19 protein-coding genes are annotated in these 19,747 nt (G+C 64.2%); 3 read left to right on the forward strand and 16 right to left on the reverse strand.

Annotation, left to right across the window (positions count from 1 at the left end; translation table 11 throughout):
- Positions 1-86: 86 nt before the first annotated feature.
- From QQL24_RS07190 to QQL24_RS07220, 7 genes are all read right to left on the reverse strand, one after another.
- On the reverse strand, positions 87-497 hold the full coding sequence (locus QQL24_RS07190) for a helix-turn-helix domain-containing protein (protein WP_284311231.1): 411 nt from the start codon (positions 495-497) through the stop codon (positions 87-89).
- Positions 498-730: 233 nt separating this feature from the next.
- Positions 731-2,374 (reverse strand): apolipoprotein N-acyltransferase, encoded by a 1,644-nt coding sequence (gene lnt / locus QQL24_RS07195; RefSeq protein WP_284311232.1) that lies wholly within the window; start codon positions 2,372-2,374, stop codon positions 731-733.
- A complete protein-coding gene (locus QQL24_RS07200; protein ID WP_284311234.1) occupies positions 2,371-3,519 on the reverse strand; it encodes a hemolysin family protein in 1,149 nt (382 codons plus the stop codon). Before QQL24_RS07200 ends, lnt begins: the two co-directional genes overlap by 4 nt.
- Positions 3,520-3,530: 11 nt before the next feature.
- Complete coding sequence (ybeY, locus tag QQL24_RS07205) at positions 3,531-4,034, reverse strand: rRNA maturation RNase YbeY (protein WP_284311236.1); 504 nt, start codon at positions 4,032-4,034, stop codon at positions 3,531-3,533.
- Positions 4,031-5,065, reverse strand: a complete 1,035-nt coding sequence (locus QQL24_RS07210) for a PhoH family protein (protein WP_284311238.1) — start codon at positions 5,063-5,065, stop codon at positions 4,031-4,033. Before QQL24_RS07210 ends, ybeY begins: the two co-directional genes overlap by 4 nt.
- 88 nt (positions 5,066-5,153) lie before the next feature.
- Positions 5,154-6,614 carry a tRNA (N6-isopentenyl adenosine(37)-C2)-methylthiotransferase MiaB gene (miaB, locus tag QQL24_RS07215; RefSeq protein ID WP_431310652.1) on the reverse strand — a complete coding sequence of 487 codons (1,461 nt, stop codon included), beginning with the start codon at positions 6,612-6,614 and terminating at the stop codon, positions 5,154-5,156.
- An 86-nt stretch (positions 6,615-6,700) separates the two neighbouring features.
- Complete coding sequence (locus tag QQL24_RS07220) at positions 6,701-7,426, reverse strand: hypothetical protein (protein WP_284311241.1); 726 nt, start codon at positions 7,424-7,426, stop codon at positions 6,701-6,703.
- Positions 7,427-7,618: 192 nt separating this feature from the next.
- On the opposite strand from QQL24_RS07220, the gene QQL24_RS07225 reads away from it, so the two are divergent.
- A complete protein-coding gene (locus QQL24_RS07225) occupies positions 7,619-8,566 on the forward strand; it encodes an alpha/beta hydrolase (RefSeq protein ID WP_284311243.1) in 948 nt (315 codons plus the stop codon).
- 11 nt (positions 8,567-8,577) lie between these two features.
- On the forward strand, positions 8,578-9,009 hold the full coding sequence (locus QQL24_RS07230) for a GNAT family N-acetyltransferase (protein WP_284311244.1): 432 nt from the start codon (positions 8,578-8,580) through the stop codon (positions 9,007-9,009).
- Between the two features lie 154 nt (positions 9,010-9,163).
- Here QQL24_RS07230 and QQL24_RS07235 read toward each other — a convergent pair whose 3' ends face one another.
- The 6 genes from QQL24_RS07235 to QQL24_RS07260 form a co-directional block, all read right to left on the reverse strand.
- A complete protein-coding gene (locus QQL24_RS07235; RefSeq protein WP_284311330.1) occupies positions 9,164-9,784 on the reverse strand; it encodes a 2-hydroxychromene-2-carboxylate isomerase in 621 nt (206 codons plus the stop codon).
- Between the two features lie 225 nt (positions 9,785-10,009).
- Positions 10,010-10,552, reverse strand: a complete 543-nt coding sequence (locus QQL24_RS07240) for a GcrA family cell cycle regulator (RefSeq protein WP_284311245.1) — start codon at positions 10,550-10,552, stop codon at positions 10,010-10,012.
- A gap of 280 nt (positions 10,553-10,832) precedes the next feature.
- Positions 10,833-11,717, reverse strand: coding sequence for a transporter substrate-binding domain-containing protein (locus QQL24_RS07245; protein WP_284311247.1), 885 nt, complete (start codon positions 11,715-11,717; stop codon positions 10,833-10,835).
- Positions 11,718-11,822: 105 nt separating this feature from the next.
- A complete protein-coding gene (locus QQL24_RS07250) occupies positions 11,823-12,404 on the reverse strand; it encodes an SCO family protein (RefSeq protein ID WP_284311248.1) in 582 nt (193 codons plus the stop codon).
- Positions 12,405-12,857 (reverse strand): MerR family transcriptional regulator, encoded by a 453-nt coding sequence (locus tag QQL24_RS07255; RefSeq protein WP_284311250.1) that lies wholly within the window; start codon positions 12,855-12,857, stop codon positions 12,405-12,407.
- 160 nt (positions 12,858-13,017) lie between these two features.
- Positions 13,018-13,479, reverse strand: a complete 462-nt coding sequence (locus tag QQL24_RS07260) for a hypothetical protein (protein WP_284311251.1) — start codon at positions 13,477-13,479, stop codon at positions 13,018-13,020.
- Positions 13,480-13,665: 186 nt separating this feature from the next.
- Here QQL24_RS07260 and QQL24_RS07265 point away from each other — a divergent pair, with 186 nt between their 5' ends.
- Positions 13,666-15,747 (forward strand): hypothetical protein, encoded by a 2,082-nt coding sequence (locus tag QQL24_RS07265; protein WP_284311252.1) that lies wholly within the window; start codon positions 13,666-13,668, stop codon positions 15,745-15,747.
- Positions 15,748-15,937: 190 nt separating this feature from the next.
- Here QQL24_RS07265 and pdeM read toward each other — a convergent pair whose 3' ends face one another.
- The 3 genes from pdeM to QQL24_RS07280 all read right to left on the reverse strand — a co-directional run bounded on the left by pdeM (position 15,938) and on the right by QQL24_RS07280 (position 19,650).
- Positions 15,938-16,627, reverse strand: a complete 690-nt coding sequence (gene pdeM, locus QQL24_RS07270) for a ligase-associated DNA damage response endonuclease PdeM (protein ID WP_284311331.1) — start codon at positions 16,625-16,627, stop codon at positions 15,938-15,940.
- Position 16,628: 1 nt separating this feature from the next.
- The gene (locus tag QQL24_RS07275) at positions 16,629-19,262 is read right to left on the reverse strand and encodes a ligase-associated DNA damage response DEXH box helicase (RefSeq protein ID WP_431310649.1); all 2,634 of its coding nucleotides are present in this window, start codon (positions 19,260-19,262) and stop codon (positions 16,629-16,631) included.
- 67 nt (positions 19,263-19,329) lie between these two features.
- A complete protein-coding gene (locus QQL24_RS07280) occupies positions 19,330-19,650 on the reverse strand; it encodes a hypothetical protein (protein ID WP_284311254.1) in 321 nt (106 codons plus the stop codon).
- Positions 19,651-19,747: the final 97 nt, after the last annotated feature.

Consider the following 19,747-nt stretch of genomic DNA (forward strand, 5'->3'; position numbering starts at 1 on the left):
AGTTGGGATCCCTGAGGGCACAATCAAAAACAAAAACCTTCCCGAGCCAACAGGAGCGGGAAGGCTGCAAAAAACCGATCGGTACTTCAGGCCGCTGTCTCGTTGCTGAGCGTCGAGACGAGGTCGACGACCCGGCGACGCACCTTCGGATCCTTGATCCGGGCGAACGCCTTGTTGAGCTGCAACCCCTCGGTGGTCGAGAGGAACTCGATGACATGGGAGGTATCGCTCTCATCCATCGCCTGGGCACGGGCCGCGCTGGTCTCGGAGGGAAGGCCCTCGAAAAAGAAGGAGATGGTAACGCCGAGGATCGATGCGATGTGCTGGAGACGGCTCGCCCCAATGCGGTTCGTGCCCTTCTCGTATTTCTGCACCTGCTGGAAGGTCAGGCCGAGGGCCTCGCCGAGCTTTTCCTGACTCATGCCCGTGAGGACACGGCGAATCCGGACACGGCTGCCCACATGTTGGTCAATGGGATTAGGTGCTTTCTTGATCATCAAATTTACTCCGGATCACATGCAAGTATTTGAAAATACGCATACTATTCTAAAAGGAATTGTGGCTAAACCGTGGCAAAAGTACGGTAACCCAAGGACACAATTGTGAAACTACAATCTGAGGTAGTTTGAGTCCGCGGCTGCACGCTGCGACAGGGAATATATGCTTATAAGCGATAAAATCCATACCAATACGCGGCATGAACGCGCGGCTAGTTCACAATAATGTGCGTTCAGGCGCGTTTTTGCTCACGCCAAAGGCCGTAAATCGCGCCGATTGTGGCAAGCAGAAACAGTGTAGCAATAATTGTATTCCCGGCCTTGACAAACACCGTCGGTGGCAAGCCTTCCGGCAGGCGCGAATCGAGCACGCCGCTCACGCCCAGGGGGAGGCTGGCGACGATGCGGCCAACCGGATCGATCACCGCCGAGATACCGTCATTGCCCGCGCGCACCAGCGGCAGGCCCTCCTCGATCGAGCGCGCCCGCACCTCGACGAAATGCTGGTAGGGCCCCGGCGTCATGCCGAACCAGGCGTCATTGGTGACGTTGAGCAACCATCCCGGCCGGTTGGCGGGATCATAGGCCTCGCCTGGGAAGATCGCCTCGTAACAGATCAGCACGCCCACCGGCGGGGCATTGGGGATATCCAGCGTGCGTAGGCCGGGCCCCGAGGTGAAGCCGCCACGCTGCTCGGTGAGCTGCTGCAGGCCGATCGATTCCAGGAAGGACTGGTAGGGCAGATACTCCCCGAAGGGAACCAGATGCACCTTGTCGTAATTGCCGATGATCGTGCCGGTGGCGTCGATCACGTGCAGCGAATTGAAGAAGCGCCAAGTGCCACTATTAGAAGTTTCGCCGCCATCGGGATTCCCGCCGTCGTCAAGGTTCTCCTCGGCCCTGCCGGCGCCCGTCAGCAGCACAGCATTGGGGGCCACCAGATCGCCAAGCGCCTTCAGCGCGTCGTCGTCCTGCGCCACCAGGAAGGGAAAGGCTGATTCCGGCCAGATCAGATGGGTGACCTTGGCCATGCCGTCGACGCCATCGGGCGTGGGCTGGCGCGACAGGGCCAGATATTGCGCCATGATCTGGTTGCGCATGCCCGGGTTGAACTTGGCGTCCTGCGGCACGTCCGGCTGCATGATGCGTAACTGCACCTTGTCGACGAAGCGGGTGGGATATTGGTCGAGGCGCCAGGCGCCGAAGCCGGCCAAGGCGGCGAGCACCACCAGGGACAACACGGGCCAGCGCCAGCCGTCACGCTCAGCCAAGGCGACAGGGGTTGCGAACAGCACCAGGGCGAGCAGCGTCAGGCCGTAAATGCCGAAGATGGCAAGGCTCTGCGCCAGATGGATCTCGGCCGCCAGGCCATAGCCGAACAAGTTCCAAGGAAAGCCGGAGAAGATATGGCCCCGCAGCCATTCGGTGGCGAAGATTGAGGCCGCGAAGGCAAGGATGCGCGCCTTCCCCCGCGACCAGGCGAGGCGCGCTAGGGCGAAGGCGGCGGCCATGAAGAAGGCGAGACCCGCCGGCAGCAGCAGCACCGCGAAGGGCAGGAGCCAGGCGAACTGGTCGGCATCGACGAGGAAGGCATTGCCGATCCACCAGAGCCCTGCCAGGAAGAAGCCGAAGCCATACCACCAGCCGAGCCTGGCCGCACTCCAGAGGCTGCGCAGCAGCGAGGGCCTTGGCTCGTCCGGCGCGCCGAGGGCGATGCCGTCCAGCAGCCAGATCGCCAGGGGAAAGCTGATGGCCAGCACCGGAAAAATGTCGAAGGGCGCCATGGCAAGCGCCGCCACCGCGCCAGCCAGGAAGGCCACGCCGGCCCGGCGCCACCCCTTCAATGCGGCAATGTTGGAGGCGAAGCGGACGATCACGTGGCGCCGTCGGTGCCTGCCTGGCCCGCCGCTGCTTCTTCCATGGGCACGGCTTCGGCGGGAGCCGTCGCGCCCTTCCTGTCACGCTTGCTCTTGTCGCGCGGCCTGGCGCCGCTGCTGCCCAGGGTGTGGATGCGCACGCGCTTCACACGCCGGGGATCGGCATCGAGAATTTCGAATTCCAGCGTGCCCGGCCCCGGGACGATCTCGCCGCGCACCGGTACGCGGCCCGCCAGCGTGACCAGCCAGCCGCCCAGCGTGTCGACATCGGCCTCGATGTCGTCGTCATGCAGCTGGATGCCGACGGTTCCCGTCACATCGTCGAGATCCGCCCGTGCATCGGCGGTAAAGATGCCCTCGCCCGAGGCGACGATCATGTCGCCGCTGTCCTCGTCATGCTCGTCCTCGATATCGCCGAGCACGATCTCGACGATATCCTCCATCGAGACGAGGCCATCCGTGCCGCCATACTCGTCGATGACCAGTGCCAGCTGGGTGCGGGTCGTCTGCATCTTGGCGAGCAGATCGATCGGCGGCATCGAGGGTGGCACGAACAGCACGTTGCGCATCAGCGAGCGCACGGAGCTCAGCGGCGCCGTGAGCGAGATGTTGCCGAGCGCGAGAGCTGCCTCCTTCGGCGAGGCGGGCTTGGCCGGCCCCTCGCCTTCCTTCGGCGGCTCGCTCTGCCTGACTTCACTCTCTCGGGCCTTGCGGCTCTTGCGGGCCGCGATCGCAGCCCGGGAGGCGAGCCAGGCCACGAAGTCGCGGATATGGACCATGCCGCGCGGATCATCGAGCGTCTCGTTATAGACGGGCAGGCGCGAATGGCCGGCGGTCTGGAACACCTTGAGCAGGTCGCCGAGCGAGATGTCGAGCGGCACGGCCACGATGTCGGCGCGCGGCACCATCACGTCATCGACGCGCTTGCCGCGCAGCCCGAGGATGTTCTTGAGCATGGCCCGCTCCTCCGGGGAGAAGCTGGAATCCTCCGATGCCCGCGAGTCCTCGAGCGCATCGGCGAGGTCTTCACGGATGGAAGGATGGGATTTGAGGCCAAGCGCCGATTTGATGCGCTCGAACAGGCCCTCGGGGGCCTCATGAGAGTTGCTGGTTTGGCTCGTACTTCGGTCGTTGCTATCGGACATGGTGGCTTGGGCTAGCTTGCTTCGCGCAGCAGAGGCGCGTCGGCATAGGGGTTGTCGATGCCGAGCGTGGCGAGGATGCGCACTTCCAGCGCCTCCATCGCCTCGGCTTCGGCGTCGGTGAGATGGTCATAGCCAAACAGATGCAGGAGGCCATGAACGGTGAGATGGCTGAGGTGGTTCTCGAAGCTCTTGCCGGCCTCCACCGCCTCGCGGGCGATGGTCTCATGGGCAAGGATGATGTCGCCCAGCATCGGCGCCCTGGCGATGGCTTTGCCCTCGGCCTGGGGGAAGGACAGCACATTGGTGGGCTTGTCCATGTGGCGCCACTGGGCGTTGATCGTGCGGATCGAGGCATCGTCGGTGAGCACGATCGAAAGTTCGGCACCCGGCGCGTGCTTGAGCTTCGCGACGGCGACACCAGCCGCCACGGCTGCGCTTATTCGATCCTCGATGGCATCGAGGTCCTGCCATAGATCGCTTTCCTGCGCGATCTCGATGGCGATTGCATCGCTCATGGCCTGCTTTCACCCAAGGGCTTGGTTTCGCTCTTCGCCTCGTAGGCCCGCACGATCTTGGCGACCAGTTCGTGGCGCACCACGTCGGCGGCATTGAAGCGACAGATGGCGATTTCCGGGATGTCTTTCAACAGATCGATGGCTTCCACCAGGCCGGATTTCTGGCCGGGCGGTAGATCGATCTGCGTCGGGTCGCCGGTGATGATCATGCGAGAGCCTTCACCCAGGCGCGTGAGGAACATCTTCATCTGCATCGCCGTGCAGTTTTGCGCCTCGTCGAGCAGCACCACGGAATTGGCGAGGGTGCGTCCGCGCATGAAGGCGAGCGGCGCCACCTCGATCATGCCGGAGGTCAGCCCACGCTCGACCCGCTCGGGCGGCATCATGTCATAGAGCGCGTCATAGAGCGGGCGCAGATAGGGATCGACCTTCTCGCGCATGTCGCCGGGCAGGAAGCCGAGACGCTCGCCTGCTTCCACCGCCGGGCGCGACAGGATGAGGCGGTCGGCCTCGCCCTTCTCGATCAGGGCGGCGGCATGGGCGACGGCGAGATAGGTCTTGCCGGTACCGGCCGGGCCGGTGGCGAAGACGAGCTCGTGCTTCTGCAAAGCGCGGATATAGGCATCCTGCGCCAGAGTGCGGGCGGCGATAGTCTTCTTGCGGGTGCCGACCGAGGCGGCGCCGCCCGTCGCGGCGACTTTCGGCTTGCCCTCCGGCGTGAACAGCACGCCTTGCGAGCCCGCCATGCGCAGGGCGCCGTCGACATCGCCCAGCGCGATCTGCTGGCCGGCGCGCAGGCGCTGATAGAGGCTCTCGAGCACGCGCCTGGCTTGCTCGACGCTGTCCTTGGCGCCGCGCAGGGCGACATGATTGCCGCGTGCCGTGGCCTCGATGCCAAGCTTGCGCTCGATAAAGGCAAGGTTCTGGTCGTGCTGGCCGAACAGCAGCGTTGCGAGGCGATTGTCCTCGAAGGCTGTGACGATCTCCGCCGGCACGTCCGTCGCCGGCAAGGATTGAGGCTGTGATGTCATCCGTGTTCGCCGTTCCTCGTCAACCTTCAAGCAACTGCCTCCGTAAGCGGAATTTTGGAGCCCATGGCTCAAAAATTGCCGCGTCTTCTTAAAGTTCTAACAAAGACTCACGCGTCGGAATTGGATTCCAGCCCGTGAGTCTTGGTTTTGGACTTGAGCCTGCCAGAATACCATGAAGCGACCAGGCGCCGGTGGTCGTAATCTCGACCGGCGCCACCGTGCCGATCAGGCTCTCGTCGGCATCGACCTGCACGGCCTGCAGATAAGGCGAACGCCCGGCGATCTGGCCGGGATGCTTGCCCTTGCGATCGAACAGCACATCCATCGTGCGGGCGATGCTCGCCTGGTTGAAGGCCTTCTGCTGGCCCTCGGTCAGCGCCTGCAAGCGGGCGAGGCGCTCGGCCTTCACGGCCTCGTCGACCTGATCGGCCATGCCGGCGCCGGGCGTGCCGGGGCGCGGCGAATATTTGAAGGAATAGGCCGACACGTAGGAGACGTCTTCGATCAGCCGCAAGGTCGCCTCGAAATCCGCATCCGTCTCACCGGGGAAGCCCACGATGAAGTCGGAGGAAAAAGCCATGTCGGGCCGGGCATGCCGAATCGTCTCGATCAGCCTGAGATACTCCGCCGATGTATGCTTGCGATTCATGACATCCAGAATGCGGTCCGAGCCCGACTGCACCGGAAGATGCAAATACGGCATCAGAGCCGGCAGGTCGCGATGAGCCTCGATCAGGCTGTCGTCCATGTCGCGCGGATGCGAGGTGGTGTAGCGCAGGCGCGTTACCGGCTCAATGCGGGCGAGACGATGCAGAAGCTCGCCCAGCGTCCAGATGCGGCCATCGGGGCCTTCACCGTGATAGGCGTTCACATTCTGGCCGAGCAGGCTGATCTCGCGTACGCCGGCCTCGGCCAGGCGCTCGACCTCGGCGACAATGCTGGCAACGGGGCGCGAGGTCTCGGCGCCGCGCGTATAGGGCACCACGCAGAAGGTGCAGAACTTGTCGCAGCCTTCCTGCACGGTGACGAAGGCGGAGGGCCCGCGCGCCAATGTCTTCTCGCGCCGCGGCGCCGGCAAGACCTGGAACTTGTCCTCGACGGGGAAGTCGGTGTCGACGGGCTTTTTCGCACCCCTTGCCTTCGCGATCAGATCCGGCAGGCGATGATAGGTCTGCGGACCGACGACGAGATCCACCGCCGGCGCCCGACGCAGGATCTCCGCGCCCTCAGCCTGGGCCACGCAGCCCGCCACGGCGATCTGCATGTCGCCGCCCGCACGGCGGCGTTCGTCGCGCGCCACGCGCAGGCGCCCGATCTCCGAATAGACCTTCTCGGCCGCCTTTTCGCGGATATGGCAGGTATTGAGGATGACGAGATCGGCGCCCTCGGGGCTCGACGTCTCGACATAGCCAGCCGGCGCGAGCGTATCGGCCATGCGCTGGCTGTCATAGACGTTCATCTGGCAGCCATAGGACTTGATGAAGACGGTTTTCGTGCCGGTATCACCTTGCGGGAGCGCGGGGCGTTCGGTCTTGGTCTCGTCGGGAATCATGGGTCTCGTGGTGGCCGCCTATTAGGGGAGAAGGGATAGCCGGTTTTGGGGGGGATGAGAAGGGCTGTGATCGGAGGGGCGGCTCACCGTCCAAAATCCACCGTCGCAATGATCTTCGCCGGTCTGCCCGGATTTACGCGAGGCGTTCCAGGCGCCAGATTGAAGCTGTGCAGGAGCCTGGCTTCGGAAACGCCGGGTAATGCAGCCTTGACTTGCGCCAAGTCCGCCGGCTTGATCGTGCTGATCGGATCCTCGCATTGACCGTGTGCGTCCCATTGGTTCTTCGCCACGAAGCTGCCGACCGCTGCGGTGATGGCGCTGGCGGCGACATCATCTTTCTTGACCTGGTTTGAAGCAACCAGAGCCCTTATCGCTTCCCCGAGGATCTCGACCGAATTTGTGAAGTCGACATTGCGGACATCCTTGAAGCGGCCGTCATCCTTGTTGTCGACAATGCAATGGCGAGCAACGAACAGCCAGTCATGGATCATATAGGCGGGGGCATAGCCCCACGGTGACAAGCCTTTGAAAACCTGGGCGATGCGGGGAATCGAGCCGCCATCCGTATACATCATGCCAGGTTGGATGAAGGCGCCGGGGCTATTGGGGTTCTGCCGGCGAAAGATTAGGGGCTGGTTGGGATCAGGAACGAACAGGAAGTTCCCGTCGCCGGATGAGCCGCCTTCGCCGACCCACATCACGAACACACGTCCGCTGAAACTTCCAGGCGCGAGACTGGCGTAATTGACCGAAACGCACCCACCTAGCGAGATTAGCAGGCCCAGCGCGATCGCAAGGCAGCGCAACATCGTCCCTCCCGGAATATTGGCCCGCTCCCCACGTGGCGATCAAGGCGCGCAAGGGCAAGTTATCCTAGTTTTCGTATCTCACAACGGGGATCCGGCGATCTGATCCCATCCAGCCGCAAGCGCGTGTTTGCCCTTGCCAGCCCCGCTTCGATCCCTGCACTCTGCGCCATCCTTCCAAGGCGATTCAAATCCATGCCCCCTGCCGATCCTGCCGTGTTTTCCGATGAGGCCGTGGCGCCTGCCACCGCGGCGCTCAATGCCGATATCATTGCGAAGATGACGGCCCTGCCCGATCTGTGGGCATTTCCGCCCGAACTCGTGCGCGAGAACCGGCGGCAGGGGCGGGGGATCTTTCCGCTGCAGGCCAAGAGCAAGCGGGCAGAGGTGATCGAGATCGAGGGCAAGCACGGTAAGGTGCCGATCCGCGTCATCGCGCCCGACAAGCCCAGCGGCGTCTACATGCACATCCATGGCGGGGGCTGGATGTTCAACCAGTCCGACTTCCAGGACGAGTCCCTGGAAAAGATCGTGGCCGAGACGGGCATGGCATGCATCTCGGTGGAATATCGTCTCGCGCCCGAACATCCCTTTCCCGCCGGCCCGGACGATTGCGAGACGGCAGCGCTCTGGCTGGCGACCGAGGGCGCAAGGCGCTTCGGCACGGATCGCTTCTTTATCGGCGGCGAGAGCGCTGGGGCTCATCTCTCCGCCGTAACGCTGCAGCGCCTGCGCGATCGGCACGGCCTGACGCCCTTTCGAGGCGCCAATCTCATCGCGGGCTGCTACGATCTCGGCATGACACCGAGCGCGCGCAACTTCAACCGTGGCAAGCTGATCCTGACACCGCGCGACATCTTCCTGTTCACGCGGGCCTGTATCCCGCCGGGCGTCGATTTGCGCTCGCCCGACGTCTCGCCGCTCTATGGCAGCCTGGAGAGCATGCCTGCCGCTTTGCTGTCGGTCGGCACCCATGACGCGCTGGTCGACGACAGCGTGTTCATGGCCTCGCGCTGGCAGGCGGCGGGCCGGGAGGCCACGCTGAAGCTCTGGCCGGGCGGCTGCCATGTCTTCCAGGGCTTCGACTTCCCGATGGCGCATGAAGCCTTCGCCACCGAGGTCGCCTTCTTCAACAGCCACTGAGGGTCAGCGGTATGGCCAGCGATGGACGGATTTCGGTTTCCGACACGTCTTCGCTCGAGGATCTGCACCACCTCGATGATTTGCTGGACCAGGACAATATAGAGCGCACCGGCATCCGGGACGCGCGGCTTCTGGCTGTCATGCTTCGCTCCGCGGATGGCGACCTCTACGCCGGCTTGCACGGCCATAGCTGGGGCGGCTGTTGCGAGATAAGGACACTCTGGGTCGCTGAAGGCCATCGAAGGCAGGGTATCGGCACGCGCCTCATGGCAGCCGTGGAGGAAGAGGCAGTGAGACGGGGATGTGGCCTCATCGTGCTGACCACCCATAGCTTCCAGGCGCCCGCTTTCTATGAGAAACGCGGTTTCCACAGGCTCGCTTCGGTCGAGGATTATCCGCGAGGATATGCCAACATCCTGATGGTGAAACAGCTGAGCCGGTAATATTTTTCCGGGTGCACCTGCATCTTGCCTGTTCTCCCCATCGTAGGAAGCGTGCCGATTCAAGAACGGGCAAGATGCCCGGGCACGCCCTGCTCCCAGTCGCCGGCCATGATCGAGCCGTAAGGGGGACAGTGTCGGCGTCACGCAAGCGATCTTACGGTGGGTCGCTTCCATTCGCCTCGGGACGGAAAGGCGGGCGGCCGGAGATCAGTGCCTCTTCCAGCAGGCCGAGCCGGTCCTGACCCCAGAAGACCTCGCCGTCGAGGACATAGGCGGGCGAGCCGAAGACGTCAGCCGTCACGGCGTCCTGGAGGTTCTGCCGGTAGGTCTCGGCCGTTGCCTCCGACTGGGCCTGTGCCAGGAGGGCAGAGCCATCGAGGCCTTCCTCGTCGGCAAGGCGCTGCAGTGTCGCTTCGTCCGCCAGGTTCTCCTGCTTCTCCCAGAAGGCCGAGCTGGCGCGAGCGAAAAAGCCCAGCGCGTCGCCTCCGCTTCGTTCGATGGCGATGATCAGGCGGTCGGCCAGCGCAGGGTCGAAGGGCCAGTGGCGCGACCGGAGATGGAAGGACAGGCCGAGATTGTCGCGCCAGCGCTGCAGCTCCACGAGGCGGTAGCGCTGGCGGGCAGGGTGGCGCTTGGCCAGCACCGGGCCGCCGGTCTCGGCGAAGACATTGCCGAGCAGCACGGGCTTGACCCGGACGCCGAGGCCATGGCGTTGCGCCATAGCTTGGAAGCGGCCATGGCCGAGATAGGCCCAGGGGCCAAAGCGTTTTGCGATTTGACGGACTCGGCAAGAATCGCAAAGACGCGTCGAAACAAAGAGCCAGAGCAAAGCAGCGCTTACGCCTAAACGCGCTTTGCTCTGGAGAGCGAGAGGTAGTAGTCGATCCTGCGCGGCACGCGGCTCACCCCAAAAGAAAAGGCAGGGAAATCCCTGCCTTCTTAAGCATCATGCCGGGCTTCCTGTATCGGATTCCGGCGCCCGCGATGCGACAAAAAATCTTCAGGCGCGGGCGGTGCGGCGCTCCCTGTCGCGATCGCGGCGGCGATCCAGCACGGGCTGATAGGCGATCGAGGCATGATGGCTGCAATAGGGGCCGGTAGGGCCGACGCGGCTGCCGCAGAAGCGGAAATCCTCCCGGCCGGGGTCGCCCAGCGGCCAGCGGCACATGTGGTCGCGCAGCTCCATGATGGTGACCCGTTCGGACATCGGGATCACCACCTCCTCGATGGGGCGCAGTTCAGGCTCCGGACGCTCCTCGATCACGGCGAGGGGAATGATCTGGGTAGCGAGGGCGGTGTTGCCGCGCACCACCGGAGCGGTGGTCTGCGGGCGCAACGGATGGGAAGGTGCGCGGGTCGGCTTGACACGACGTTGCGGTGCCGGCGCTGGCGCCTTGGCGCGGCCAGACAAACCAAGCCTATGTACCTTGCCGATCACGGCATTGCGTGTGACGCCGCCAAGTTCTGTGGCAATGGCGCTAGCAGAAAGACCTTCTGACCATAGCTTTTTCAGAAGTTCTACCCGCTCGTCTGTCCAGTGCATCAGCCTCTCCTGCATTCCGCCTTGTTTTCGCCCGAATTGCATACGCCGAATCCTTTCCCTTCAGCCGCGATGTCGACGTGACATCGTTGCGTGTTCACGCTGGGAGCTGATTGGAGTTACGAGACGCCGCACGAGATGTCGTGCTTAACGAAGCCTTAACTACAATAGGCAGTGACTCCGGCGCAAGAGTCCACCTGAACTCAGGCGCGTTTTCCCCAGCTTCAGTGCGAAAGTGAGTCTTTTCGGCAACAGCGTTTGATTGTTTCAATTGCCGCTTACGTCACGGAAGCTTCGCGAATGGGTCGATAGGGAACCAGCGCCTCGCGATATCGGCATACAGACCCTGTTCCCAGATCTGGAAAAGGGCGTAGTCAACGGCCTGGCGCAAATCATTGTCCTCCCGGCGCATCGCCATGCCGATGCCGTCTCCGAAGAAATGGCTATCGAGATAGGGCGAGCCCGCGAAGGTGCAGCAGCCTTTCGCTTCCGAACCGTTGAGCCAGAACGAGAGGCCGATACCGTCGCTGAAGATGAGGTCGACCTCGCCGTTTTTCAAGGCCGCCCGCAAAGCGTCGTCGCTGGAGAAGGGCACCAACCGGGCGGTGGTGAGATAGGTCTTCGCATAGGCCTCATGCGCGGTGCCGGCCACCACGCCGATCCGCCGGCCGGTGAGGCCCTGCTGGGTGAGGATGGGCGGCGGATCCTGCCGCCGTGCCGCAAAGCGGGCCGGCCGCAGATAATAGGGGCGGGAGAATTGCAGGCGTTCCCGCGCCTGCGCGGTGGGCACCAGCGAGGCGGCGATGACGTCGGCCTGGCCTTCCTCCAGAGCCGCGACGATGGTGTCCCAGCGTCGCGCCTGGATGGTGCAGGGCACTTTCAACTGCAGGCAGATGGCGCGGGCGAGGTCGACATTGAAGCCTTCCAGCGATCCGCTCGCACCTTGGAAGTCGAAGGGCGGGAAGTCGTCCTCGGTCAGGAAGCGGATCTGCCGGATCGATCTGAGATCGGGCTTCTCGGGACGGCGATGCGGATCCCACAGGCCGTAGGGACCGGTCGAGGGCGCCTCGGCGGCGCGCGCGCTGCTGGCGCCGGGCAAGGCGGCAAGTAGGAGCAGCGCGAGCACTGTCAGGCACATACTGCCGAGCTGGAGCACGGTTCCAGCCAAGGCGTGTCCGCCGGGATTGTGCGAAGACGCGGCAATCTTCGAGTCAGTCCGAAGGGTAGACTCGGAGATTGTGCCAGGCCTGCGGGTTTTCAAGCTGCGACATTCCTATGCCAGCAGGGCGCGGACATCGGCCAGCGCCACCTCCAGCTTCGTGTTCAGGTCGAAAGTCGACCTGAAGCGTCCGCTTTGGTCAAGCAGGAAGACGTCGCTGGTGTGGTCCATGTTGTAGTTCGAGCTGGTGGTGGGCACCACCACGGCCTCGATGCCATAGATATCCCAGGCCACCGCAAGATGAGCGCGATCGCCCGTCAGGCCCCGCACGGGCGGGTAGGCAGTCAGATAGGATTTCATCTGGTCCGGCGTGTCCCGGTCGGGGTCGACGGTGATGAACAGAGCATTGATCCGGCTGGCGTCGGGGCCGAGCCGGTCAAGCACCTGCGACATCAGGAACAGTGTCGTGGGACAGATGTCAGGGCAATGCGTGAAGCCGAAATAGACGAGGCTCGGCTTGCCCTGGATATCCTTGAAGGTGAAGGGGAGGCCATCAGCATCCACCAGCTGAAAAGGACCGCCGACTTGACCGGCGGGACTCTTCGTCTGTGGCCAGAACAGCCAAAGGCCTGCGCCTGCCAACGCACAAAAGCCTGCGATAGCCGCAAGGCTTTCTCTGCGTGTTAAGGTAGCCACTTACCGCGACAGGGCGTTGGCCAGACCTTCATAGCTGCGGCGCAATTCCACCAGCGCTTCGTCGATCTCGCGACGTTGGCGTTCCAGATGCTCGATCTGGTCGCGAACGGTGTTTGCACTGATGTCGAGGCTCGCGCCCCTACCTTCTCCGTGATGGGCGATCATCTCGCCAATCTCCACAAGAGTGAAGCCAAGACGCTTGCCCTTGAGGATAAGCTGAAGGTGTTCACGATCCCGTGCACTGTAAAGCCGGGTTAAATTGTCCCGGGTGGGATTTAAAAGGCCCTTGTCTTCATAGAAGCGCAAGGTGCGCAGCGTGACACCAAACTCTCGCGCAAGATCCCCTATCGTATAGGTGATCGCGCCATTCGAGGCTTTCTCGTGATCTGCCATGAATACAGTCACGGGTTGCCCCTTTGCATTTGTCGCCGATGAGGCTTCCAACTTTGACATGGTCTCTCTCTCATGCCTGATACAGGCCAACAGCACCGCAACTCAAGATGTGACAGCCGGTAGCATCATACGAAATCTTGTGGGCTTCAGCAATTAATATATTACCAAACAGTCGCCCAAATCTCCAGCAGAGTGACCATATCCCTCACTCTGCTTCATTTCAAGGGTAACGCACAAAATTAGTGCGAAATAAGCGTTCCAAATAACACGTTCCCAAAGTGAATATAAACCTTTTTGCAAAGTCTAATTCGGGTTCTTGCAAGGTATCCCACTTTCCTGTCCAGGCCGCAGCTTGGTCCTCGCCAATGTCGTCAAAAAAAGCGCTTTGAATGCTGGGTAATGTTGGCCCCTCCTCCAAAAGCGTTAGGGCAGCCTGAGTTAACGCGATATTTACCCTGTTGAACGAAAACCTGTTGATGAGGGCATGGCGTTTCGCTGCCAATTCTCGAATCGGCGTCGCGGTGGCGCGCAGGACCAGGAGGCGCGAGAATCGGGCGGATTCGCCGATTTTGCGTAGGATTTGATGAGTCAAAGCGTGCCATGGAGTGTCAAGGGAGTGGATCCCGAGACGCGCGAGACCGCCCGGGTCTTGGCGCAACGCTCCGGCATGACGCTTGGCCAATGGCTCCAGAGCTTGATCACGGAGCGGAAAGAGCCGGAAACACCGCTCTTTCGCGACCTCGACGGGAGTGGCGAGTCACCACTGGCACGCATTGCGCGTCAATTGGAATCAGCGGATAAACGGTATCATAGTAGCGATAGTCTGAGTCGATGGGCAGGAGAAAAGGCGGTAAGTGTAAGCGCCGCCGTGCTCGCCCGTCACATCCGCGCCAGCGAGGCCCGCATGGCCGGCCTGGTCGAACGGCTGATCCGCCGCCAGGAGGAGAGCGAGGCCCATATCGCCGCTCTGGTCGATGCCGTGGTGGACGGCTTTGCCGGCCGGCAGGCCGAGCCCGAAGCCGCGCCGCAGCACCGGAGCGACAATGCCCCTGACTATGGCTCGGTGGAGGATCTCGAGCGCCGCTTGGCCGAGATGTCTGCAGGGCTTGAGGTCGCGCCGGCCCAGCCCGAGGTCGAGCCGCCGCCGGTCGATGCCCTGAGCGAGCAGATCGCCGCCCTCACGCGTGAGATCGCCGAACTGCGCCGCGCCAATATGGCGTCCGCCGCGGGCAAGGGGGACGTGGCGGATCTGCGTGCCGACATCGCCGCGCTCGGCCAGCACCTGACCGGCATGGCGACGCCGGCACACATTGCCCAGATCGACCGGAAGCTCGACTTGCTCGCCCGGCAGGCGCAGGACCCGACCGTGCTTGCCTCGATCCAGCGCGAGACAGCCGATATCCGCACACGCCTTGGCGATCTGGCTCGTCAGCCCGATCCCTCGCAGCGTCTTGAACAGAAGCTCGATGCCCTGCAACTGGCCGTGGAGGATGGGCAGGCCGCGACCTCTTCCTCCCTGTCCGCCCTGTCGACCCGGCTTGAGGCGCTCGACGCCCCTGGTCATGATGATGCCGCCCTTACCGCCCTCGAGCAGCAGATCGCGGCCATGGGCCGCTCCATCGAGGCGCTCGGCCAGGTGAAGCCCGATCTTTCCGGCCTGGAGCCGGCGCTGCGGACGGCGTTCGCCCAATCCGCGCTCCAGACCCTGCCCGAGGAGCTCAGGCGCCATTATCGCGAACTGCGCGGCCTGCAGGAGGGCGAAGTCCGCGAGGGCCGCAAGGCGCTCGATGCCCTGCAGACGCTGCTCCACCAGGTCGCCAGCCGGCTCGCCGCGGTGGAGGACTTCGTGCGCGCCCGCACCATCGGCACGCTGGTACCCGGGCCGCCCGAGATCGGGGACGTGCCGTCCCTGTTCAGCCGCGAGCGTCCCGACGATATCGTCTGGTCGCAGGAACTGCCGCGTTCGCTCGCTGGTGATGCGCCGTTCGACGCGGTGGCGAAGGTACCGCTGGATGGCCGCCCGAGCCAGGTTTCCGTACTGGCCCGAGGCGGTTCCGTTTCGACAGGCAATACCCGCGGTGCCTTTATCGCTGCGGCACGGCGCGCCGCCCGTGCGGCAGCCGAGGCAGAGGGCAGCCTTGCTGCCGAAGAGACAGCCAAGCCGGGAGGAAACCATGAGCCGTTCTACAAGCGCCACAAGCGGCCCATCCTGCTGGGGCTGGCGGCCGTGACGATGATGATGGGCGCCCTGCAGGGTGGAAGGGCTCCGACAGCGCCCAGCAATGGCCGTCAGGTCACGCGGGCGGTTCCCGCCGTGCCACCGCCAGGGCCTAGCACCAGGCTGGGCCGCACCGCAACTGCTCCCGAGGTGGGGCCGGCGGCTCTGGAGGACCAGGCGCCCGTCGCCTCGTCGTCGCTGCAGCCGGCTCCCCGCAACGAGGCTGTCTCGCTGTTCGAGGAAGCGCGCCAACTCGATACGTCGCAGGCCTCCACCCTCGATCTCGCCAAGGCGGCGGGCCTCTACAGGCAGGCCGCGCAACTGGGCTATGCGCCCGCGCTTTTCCTGCTCGGCCTTGCCTATGACAAGGGACGCGGCGTCGGTCATGACGCCATGCTGGCGGGCCTGTGGTATCAGCGCGCCGCCGAGCACGGCTCGGTGAAGGCGATGTACAACTTGGCGGTGCTCTATGCCGGCGGAGCGGTGATGGGCGTGCCCGATTACGAACAGGCTGCCCGCTGGTTCCACCAGGCCGCCGAGCAGGGCCACGTCGCCAGCCAGTATAATTTCGCGCTGCTCGCGGCCCAGGGGCTGGGCACCCGGCGCGATCTCGTCACGTCCTACCAATTCCTCGCGCAGGCCGCCGCCAAGGGCGACCTCGACGCTCTCGCCAAGCTGAATGAGATCGAACAGCGCATGACACTGGACGAGAAGGCCAGGGCGAAGGGGTAGCCGGGAGCACGTCCCCGGGAGCGCGTCCGTGGGAGCGCGGACGTCTCGTCCGCTCTTGAAACAGTGTGAGTTCAGGACGAAGCGGAGGCTGTTTTCGGTTCAGCGACCGAAATCAAGTACCACCTTATCTTTCAACCTGGGCGGTTCAAGAGCGGACGGGACGTCCGCGCTCCCAGGGACACGCTTCCAGTTATCCCCCCAGGCACCTCGCCTTCGGGAAGGCGAAGACGCGTTCGTCCCCCATCAGGTGGGCGGTGAAACCGTTGGGAAAGAGAGGCGCGAACGCGGCGTCACGCACGTTGAGCCCGCCCGCATAGGCGCCGAATGCGGGCAGGATCGCCCGGCTGCCGTCGCAGGCAAAGCAGCGCCGCCGCAGCGAGCGCCCGCGCGTCGCCACCCTCGCCACGGGGTGGAGGTGTCCCGCAATCTCGCCAGGCTCGGCGTCTTCGGTGGGCTCGTGGCGGAACAGCACTGGACCGATGGCAAGCTCCGGCGTCGCCGTCCCGGTGAAGCCCGAGGGCGGATGCGGGTCGTGATTGCCGGCGATCCAGAACACCTCGCGCCGGTGAAGGCAGTGGGAAAGGGCCTCGCGATCGCGCGCGGCGATGCGGCTATCGGCCCTGCGGTCATGAAAACTGTCGCCGAGGAAGATCAGGCGCCTTGCCGCGAAACGGGCGAGCAGGCGAGCCAGGCGCGCCAATGTGGCGGCGGTGTCGTAGGGCGGCAACAGCTGGCGTCGCTCAGCAAAGGAGGAACCCTTTTCGAGGTGGAGGTCGGAGACCACCACCAGGCTCTCTTCCAGCCAGACCAGCGCGCCGTCGGCTGTGGCGAGGAATTCGCTGCCGGCGACGCTGAGCACGGCTTCGTCGCGCCGGATCATCTCAGGCTCCGCCTCCTGTTCCTGCTGCACCGTTGCGTCCAACCATGGCCTCCGCGATCAGATCCTCTGCTGCCCCGGCAAGCGCACTGTCGGTGCCCTCGCCATAGACCGGCTCCCGGCCGATCTCGAGCATGATCGGCACCGCCAAGGGCGTGATGCGATCGAGATCCTTATGAATGATTCGGCCCTTGATACGCGAGAGCATGGTTGAGAGGCGGGCGAGATCGAGCAGGCCGGTGCGCGCGTCGTCCCAGGCGGCGCGCATCAGGATATGGTCGGGCTCGTGCTGGCGCAGCACGTCATAGACGAGGTCGGTGGAGATGCTGATCTGCTTGCCCGTCTTCTCCTTGCCTGGGGCACGGCGCTCGATCAGGCCGGAGATGATGGCGCAGGTGCGGAACATGCGCTTCATCAGGGCGGATTCGGCCAACCATTCCTCCAGATCGTCGCCCAGCATGTCCTGGTCGAAGAGTTGGCTCATCGCGCCCCGGCTCATATCGCCGACGCCCCAGACAGCGAGCGCGTAGTCGTTGGCGACGAAGCCCATCGGCTTGAGCCCGGCGCGCTCCAGCCGGCGCGTCAGCAGCATGCCGAGCGTCTGGTGGGCAAGGCGCCCCTCGAAGGGATAGCAGACGAGGTAATAGCGATTGCCACGCGGAAAGGTCTCGACCAGCAGGTCGCCGGCCGGAGGCAGGCGCGAGATATCGCGCTGCAGGCGCAGCCAGTCCGCGACCTGGTCGGGCAGGGCGCTCCAGCTCTCGGGATTGGCGAGGATCGAGCGCACGCGCGCGGCAAGATGGGTCGAGAGCGGGAACTTGCCGCCGGCGAAGGAGGGGATCTTCGGGTCCTTGCCGGGCGGGGCGCGGGTGACCAGCACATCCTCTTCCGAAATGCCCTCGAAACGCAGGATCTCGCCGGCGAACAGGAAGGTGTCGCCGACGCTCAGCCCTTCGGCGAAATATTCCTCCACCTCGCCGAGCACGCGCCCGAAGCCGCGGCGCGGCGCGGCGTCGCCGGGCTTCTTCCGGGGCGGGCCGGAGCTCTTCGGGTCCATGAACCAGGGCAGATAGGGCGTCGGCTTGTCGGCGGACATCCGCGTCGGCTCGCGCGGGCCGCGATTGGAAAGCCGCACCTTGAGCAGGGCCTCCTCCACGATGGTGCCGACATTGAGACGGTAAGCCTGCGCCACCATCGGGTTGGAAACGCGCCAGAGTCCGTCCTTTCCCTGGCGGATCTTGGCGAAGCGGTCATAGGTCTTCAGCGCATAGCCGCCGGTGGCGACAAAAGAGACGATATCGTCGAAGGTCTTGCGGTCGAGTTTGGCGTAGGGTTCCGCGGAGGTTACTTCCTCATAGAGATGCGTCGCCTCGAAGGGCGCGCCGCAGGCAACCCCGAGCACATGCTGGGCAAGCACGTCGAGCGCGCCTGTGCGGGCGACTGGCGTGTCCTGCTCGCCGGCATAGGCGGCATCGACGGCAGCCCGGCATTCCAGCACCTCGAAACGGTTGCTCGGCACCAGGATCGCCTGCGAGGGCTCGTCCAGCCGGTGATTGGCGCGGCCGATGCGCTGCAACAGGCGCGAGGCGCCCTTTGGCGCGCCGACATTGATGACGAGATCGACATCGCCCCAGTCGATGCCGAGGTCGAGGGTGGAGGTGCAGACCACCGCCTTGAGCTTGCTCGCCGTCATCGCCTCCTCCACCCGGCGGCGCTGGCCGACGTCGAGCGAGCCGTGATGCAGAGCGATCGGCAGGGCGTCCTCGTTCACCCGCCAGAGTTCCTGGAACACGAACTCGGCCTGCATACGGGTGTTCACGAAGACGAGCGTGGTCTTGTGCGATTTGATCAGAGCATAGAGCTCGGCCATGGCGTGGCGCGCCGTATGCCCGGCCCAGGGCAACCGCTCCTCGGTCTCCAGGATGTCGAGTTCCGGCGCCGCACCACCCGCGGCGATGACGAGATCGGCCATCTTGGTTTGGCCGGGGCGTTGCGGCACGATCCAGCGGCACAACTCGTCGGGATCGCGCACGGTGGCGGAGAGGCCGACCACTTCAACATCGGGCACGAAGTCGCGCAGCCGCGCCAGGCCGAGCGCCAGCAGATCGCCGCGCTTGGAGGTGACGATGGAGTGGAGTTCGTCCAGCACCACGCGCTTCAGCGAGCCGAAGAGATCGGCCGCTTCCCGGCTTGCCAGCAGCAGAGCGAGCTGCTCGGGCGTGGTGAGCAGGATATCCGGTGGATCGCGCTTCTGGCGCTGGCGCTTGGCCTGGGGCGTGTCGCCGGTGCGCGTCTCGATCCGGGTCGGCAGGCCCATCTCGCCGGCGGGCCGTTCCAGGTTGCGGGCAACGTCGACGGCGAGCGCCTTCAACGGCGATATATATAAGGTGTGGAGCGAGGCTGGCGCATTGGCGCGGCGAGGTGCAAGATCGATCAGGCTCGGCAGGAAACCAGCGAGCGTCTTGCCGGCGCCGGTGGGGGCGATCAGCAGGGCCGAACGTCCGGCCCGCGCCTTTTCGACAAGCTGAAGCTGATGGGCGCGGGGGCTCCAGCCGCGGGCCGCGAACCAGTTCGCAAACAGGGGAGGGAGGGAGGAGACATGATCCTGTGAGGCCATGTCTCCAATTTGTCTGTTCATGCCGCTATCGCTGTTTCAGGCAGCGATATTGGGTGGCCTTACGCATAAGTCCAGAGCGCAGGACGACTTAGGAGCACTTGTAGAAGGTCGACAGCATGTACATGCGATCGCTGTTGATTTCGATGGTGTTATTGTACCGGGGAGTGGCACCACTAAGGCAGCCGGTGTTGCGGGCAACCCGGTTGAACAGGCCGACGAGGGCGGCCTTGCTCTTGTGCCGCCCGTTCCAGGCGATGGTGCTGACCATCAGGCCGCCATCGGCGCGGCGGTTTATGTGGATGCTTTCGCCGCCGTTCTCGATGCTGCCGATACGGGTCAAGCCGGAGCTGGTCGCGCAGCTTGCGCAGGCGAGGCCAAGCATCGCCAATAAGGAAAGTTTCAGATACACGTATTGCCCCTGATGAGATCTTCGCGATCAAGCAATGCTGCAATCCAATGATTCGCAGCCGTGCCCCGAGGAGACGATTACGTTAGGGAATTCCGTT

The organism is Labrys miyagiensis, assembly GCF_030160835.1.
GTDB classification, from domain to species: domain Bacteria; phylum Pseudomonadota; class Alphaproteobacteria; order Rhizobiales; family Labraceae; genus Labrys; species Labrys miyagiensis.

What these genes read in the sequence shown, in the direction of transcription:
- QQL24_RS07190 (WP_284311231.1), bottom strand. Translation starts at nt 497, where the DNA reads ATGATCAAGAAAGCACCTAATCCCATTGACCAACATGTGGGCAGCCGT.
- QQL24_RS07200 (WP_284311234.1), bottom strand. Translation starts at nt 3,519, where the DNA reads ATGTCCGATAGCAACGACCGAAGTACGAGCCAAACCAGCAACTCTCAT.
- ybeY (WP_284311236.1), bottom strand. Translation starts at nt 4,034, where the DNA reads ATGAGCGATGCAATCGCCATCGAGATCGCGCAGGAAAGCGATCTATGG.
- QQL24_RS07210 (WP_284311238.1), bottom strand. Translation starts at nt 5,065, where the DNA reads ATGACATCACAGCCTCAATCCTTGCCGGCGACGGACGTGCCGGCGGAG.
- QQL24_RS07220 (WP_284311241.1), bottom strand. Translation starts at nt 7,426, where the DNA reads ATGTTGCGCTGCCTTGCGATCGCGCTGGGCCTGCTAATCTCGCTAGGT.
- QQL24_RS07225 (WP_284311243.1), top strand. Translation starts at nt 7,619, where the DNA reads ATGCCCCCTGCCGATCCTGCCGTGTTTTCCGATGAGGCCGTGGCGCCT.
- QQL24_RS07230 (WP_284311244.1), top strand. Translation starts at nt 8,578, where the DNA reads ATGGCCAGCGATGGACGGATTTCGGTTTCCGACACGTCTTCGCTCGAG.
- QQL24_RS07240 (WP_284311245.1), bottom strand. Translation starts at nt 10,552, where the DNA reads ATGCACTGGACAGACGAGCGGGTAGAACTTCTGAAAAAGCTATGGTCA.
- QQL24_RS07255 (WP_284311250.1), bottom strand. Translation starts at nt 12,857, where the DNA reads ATGTCAAAGTTGGAAGCCTCATCGGCGACAAATGCAAAGGGGCAACCC.
- pdeM (WP_284311331.1), bottom strand. Translation starts at nt 16,627, where the DNA reads ATGATCCGGCGCGACGAAGCCGTGCTCAGCGTCGCCGGCAGCGAATTC.
- QQL24_RS07275 (WP_431310649.1), bottom strand. Translation starts at nt 19,262, where the DNA reads ATGAACAGACAAATTGGAGACATGGCCTCACAGGATCATGTCTCCTCC.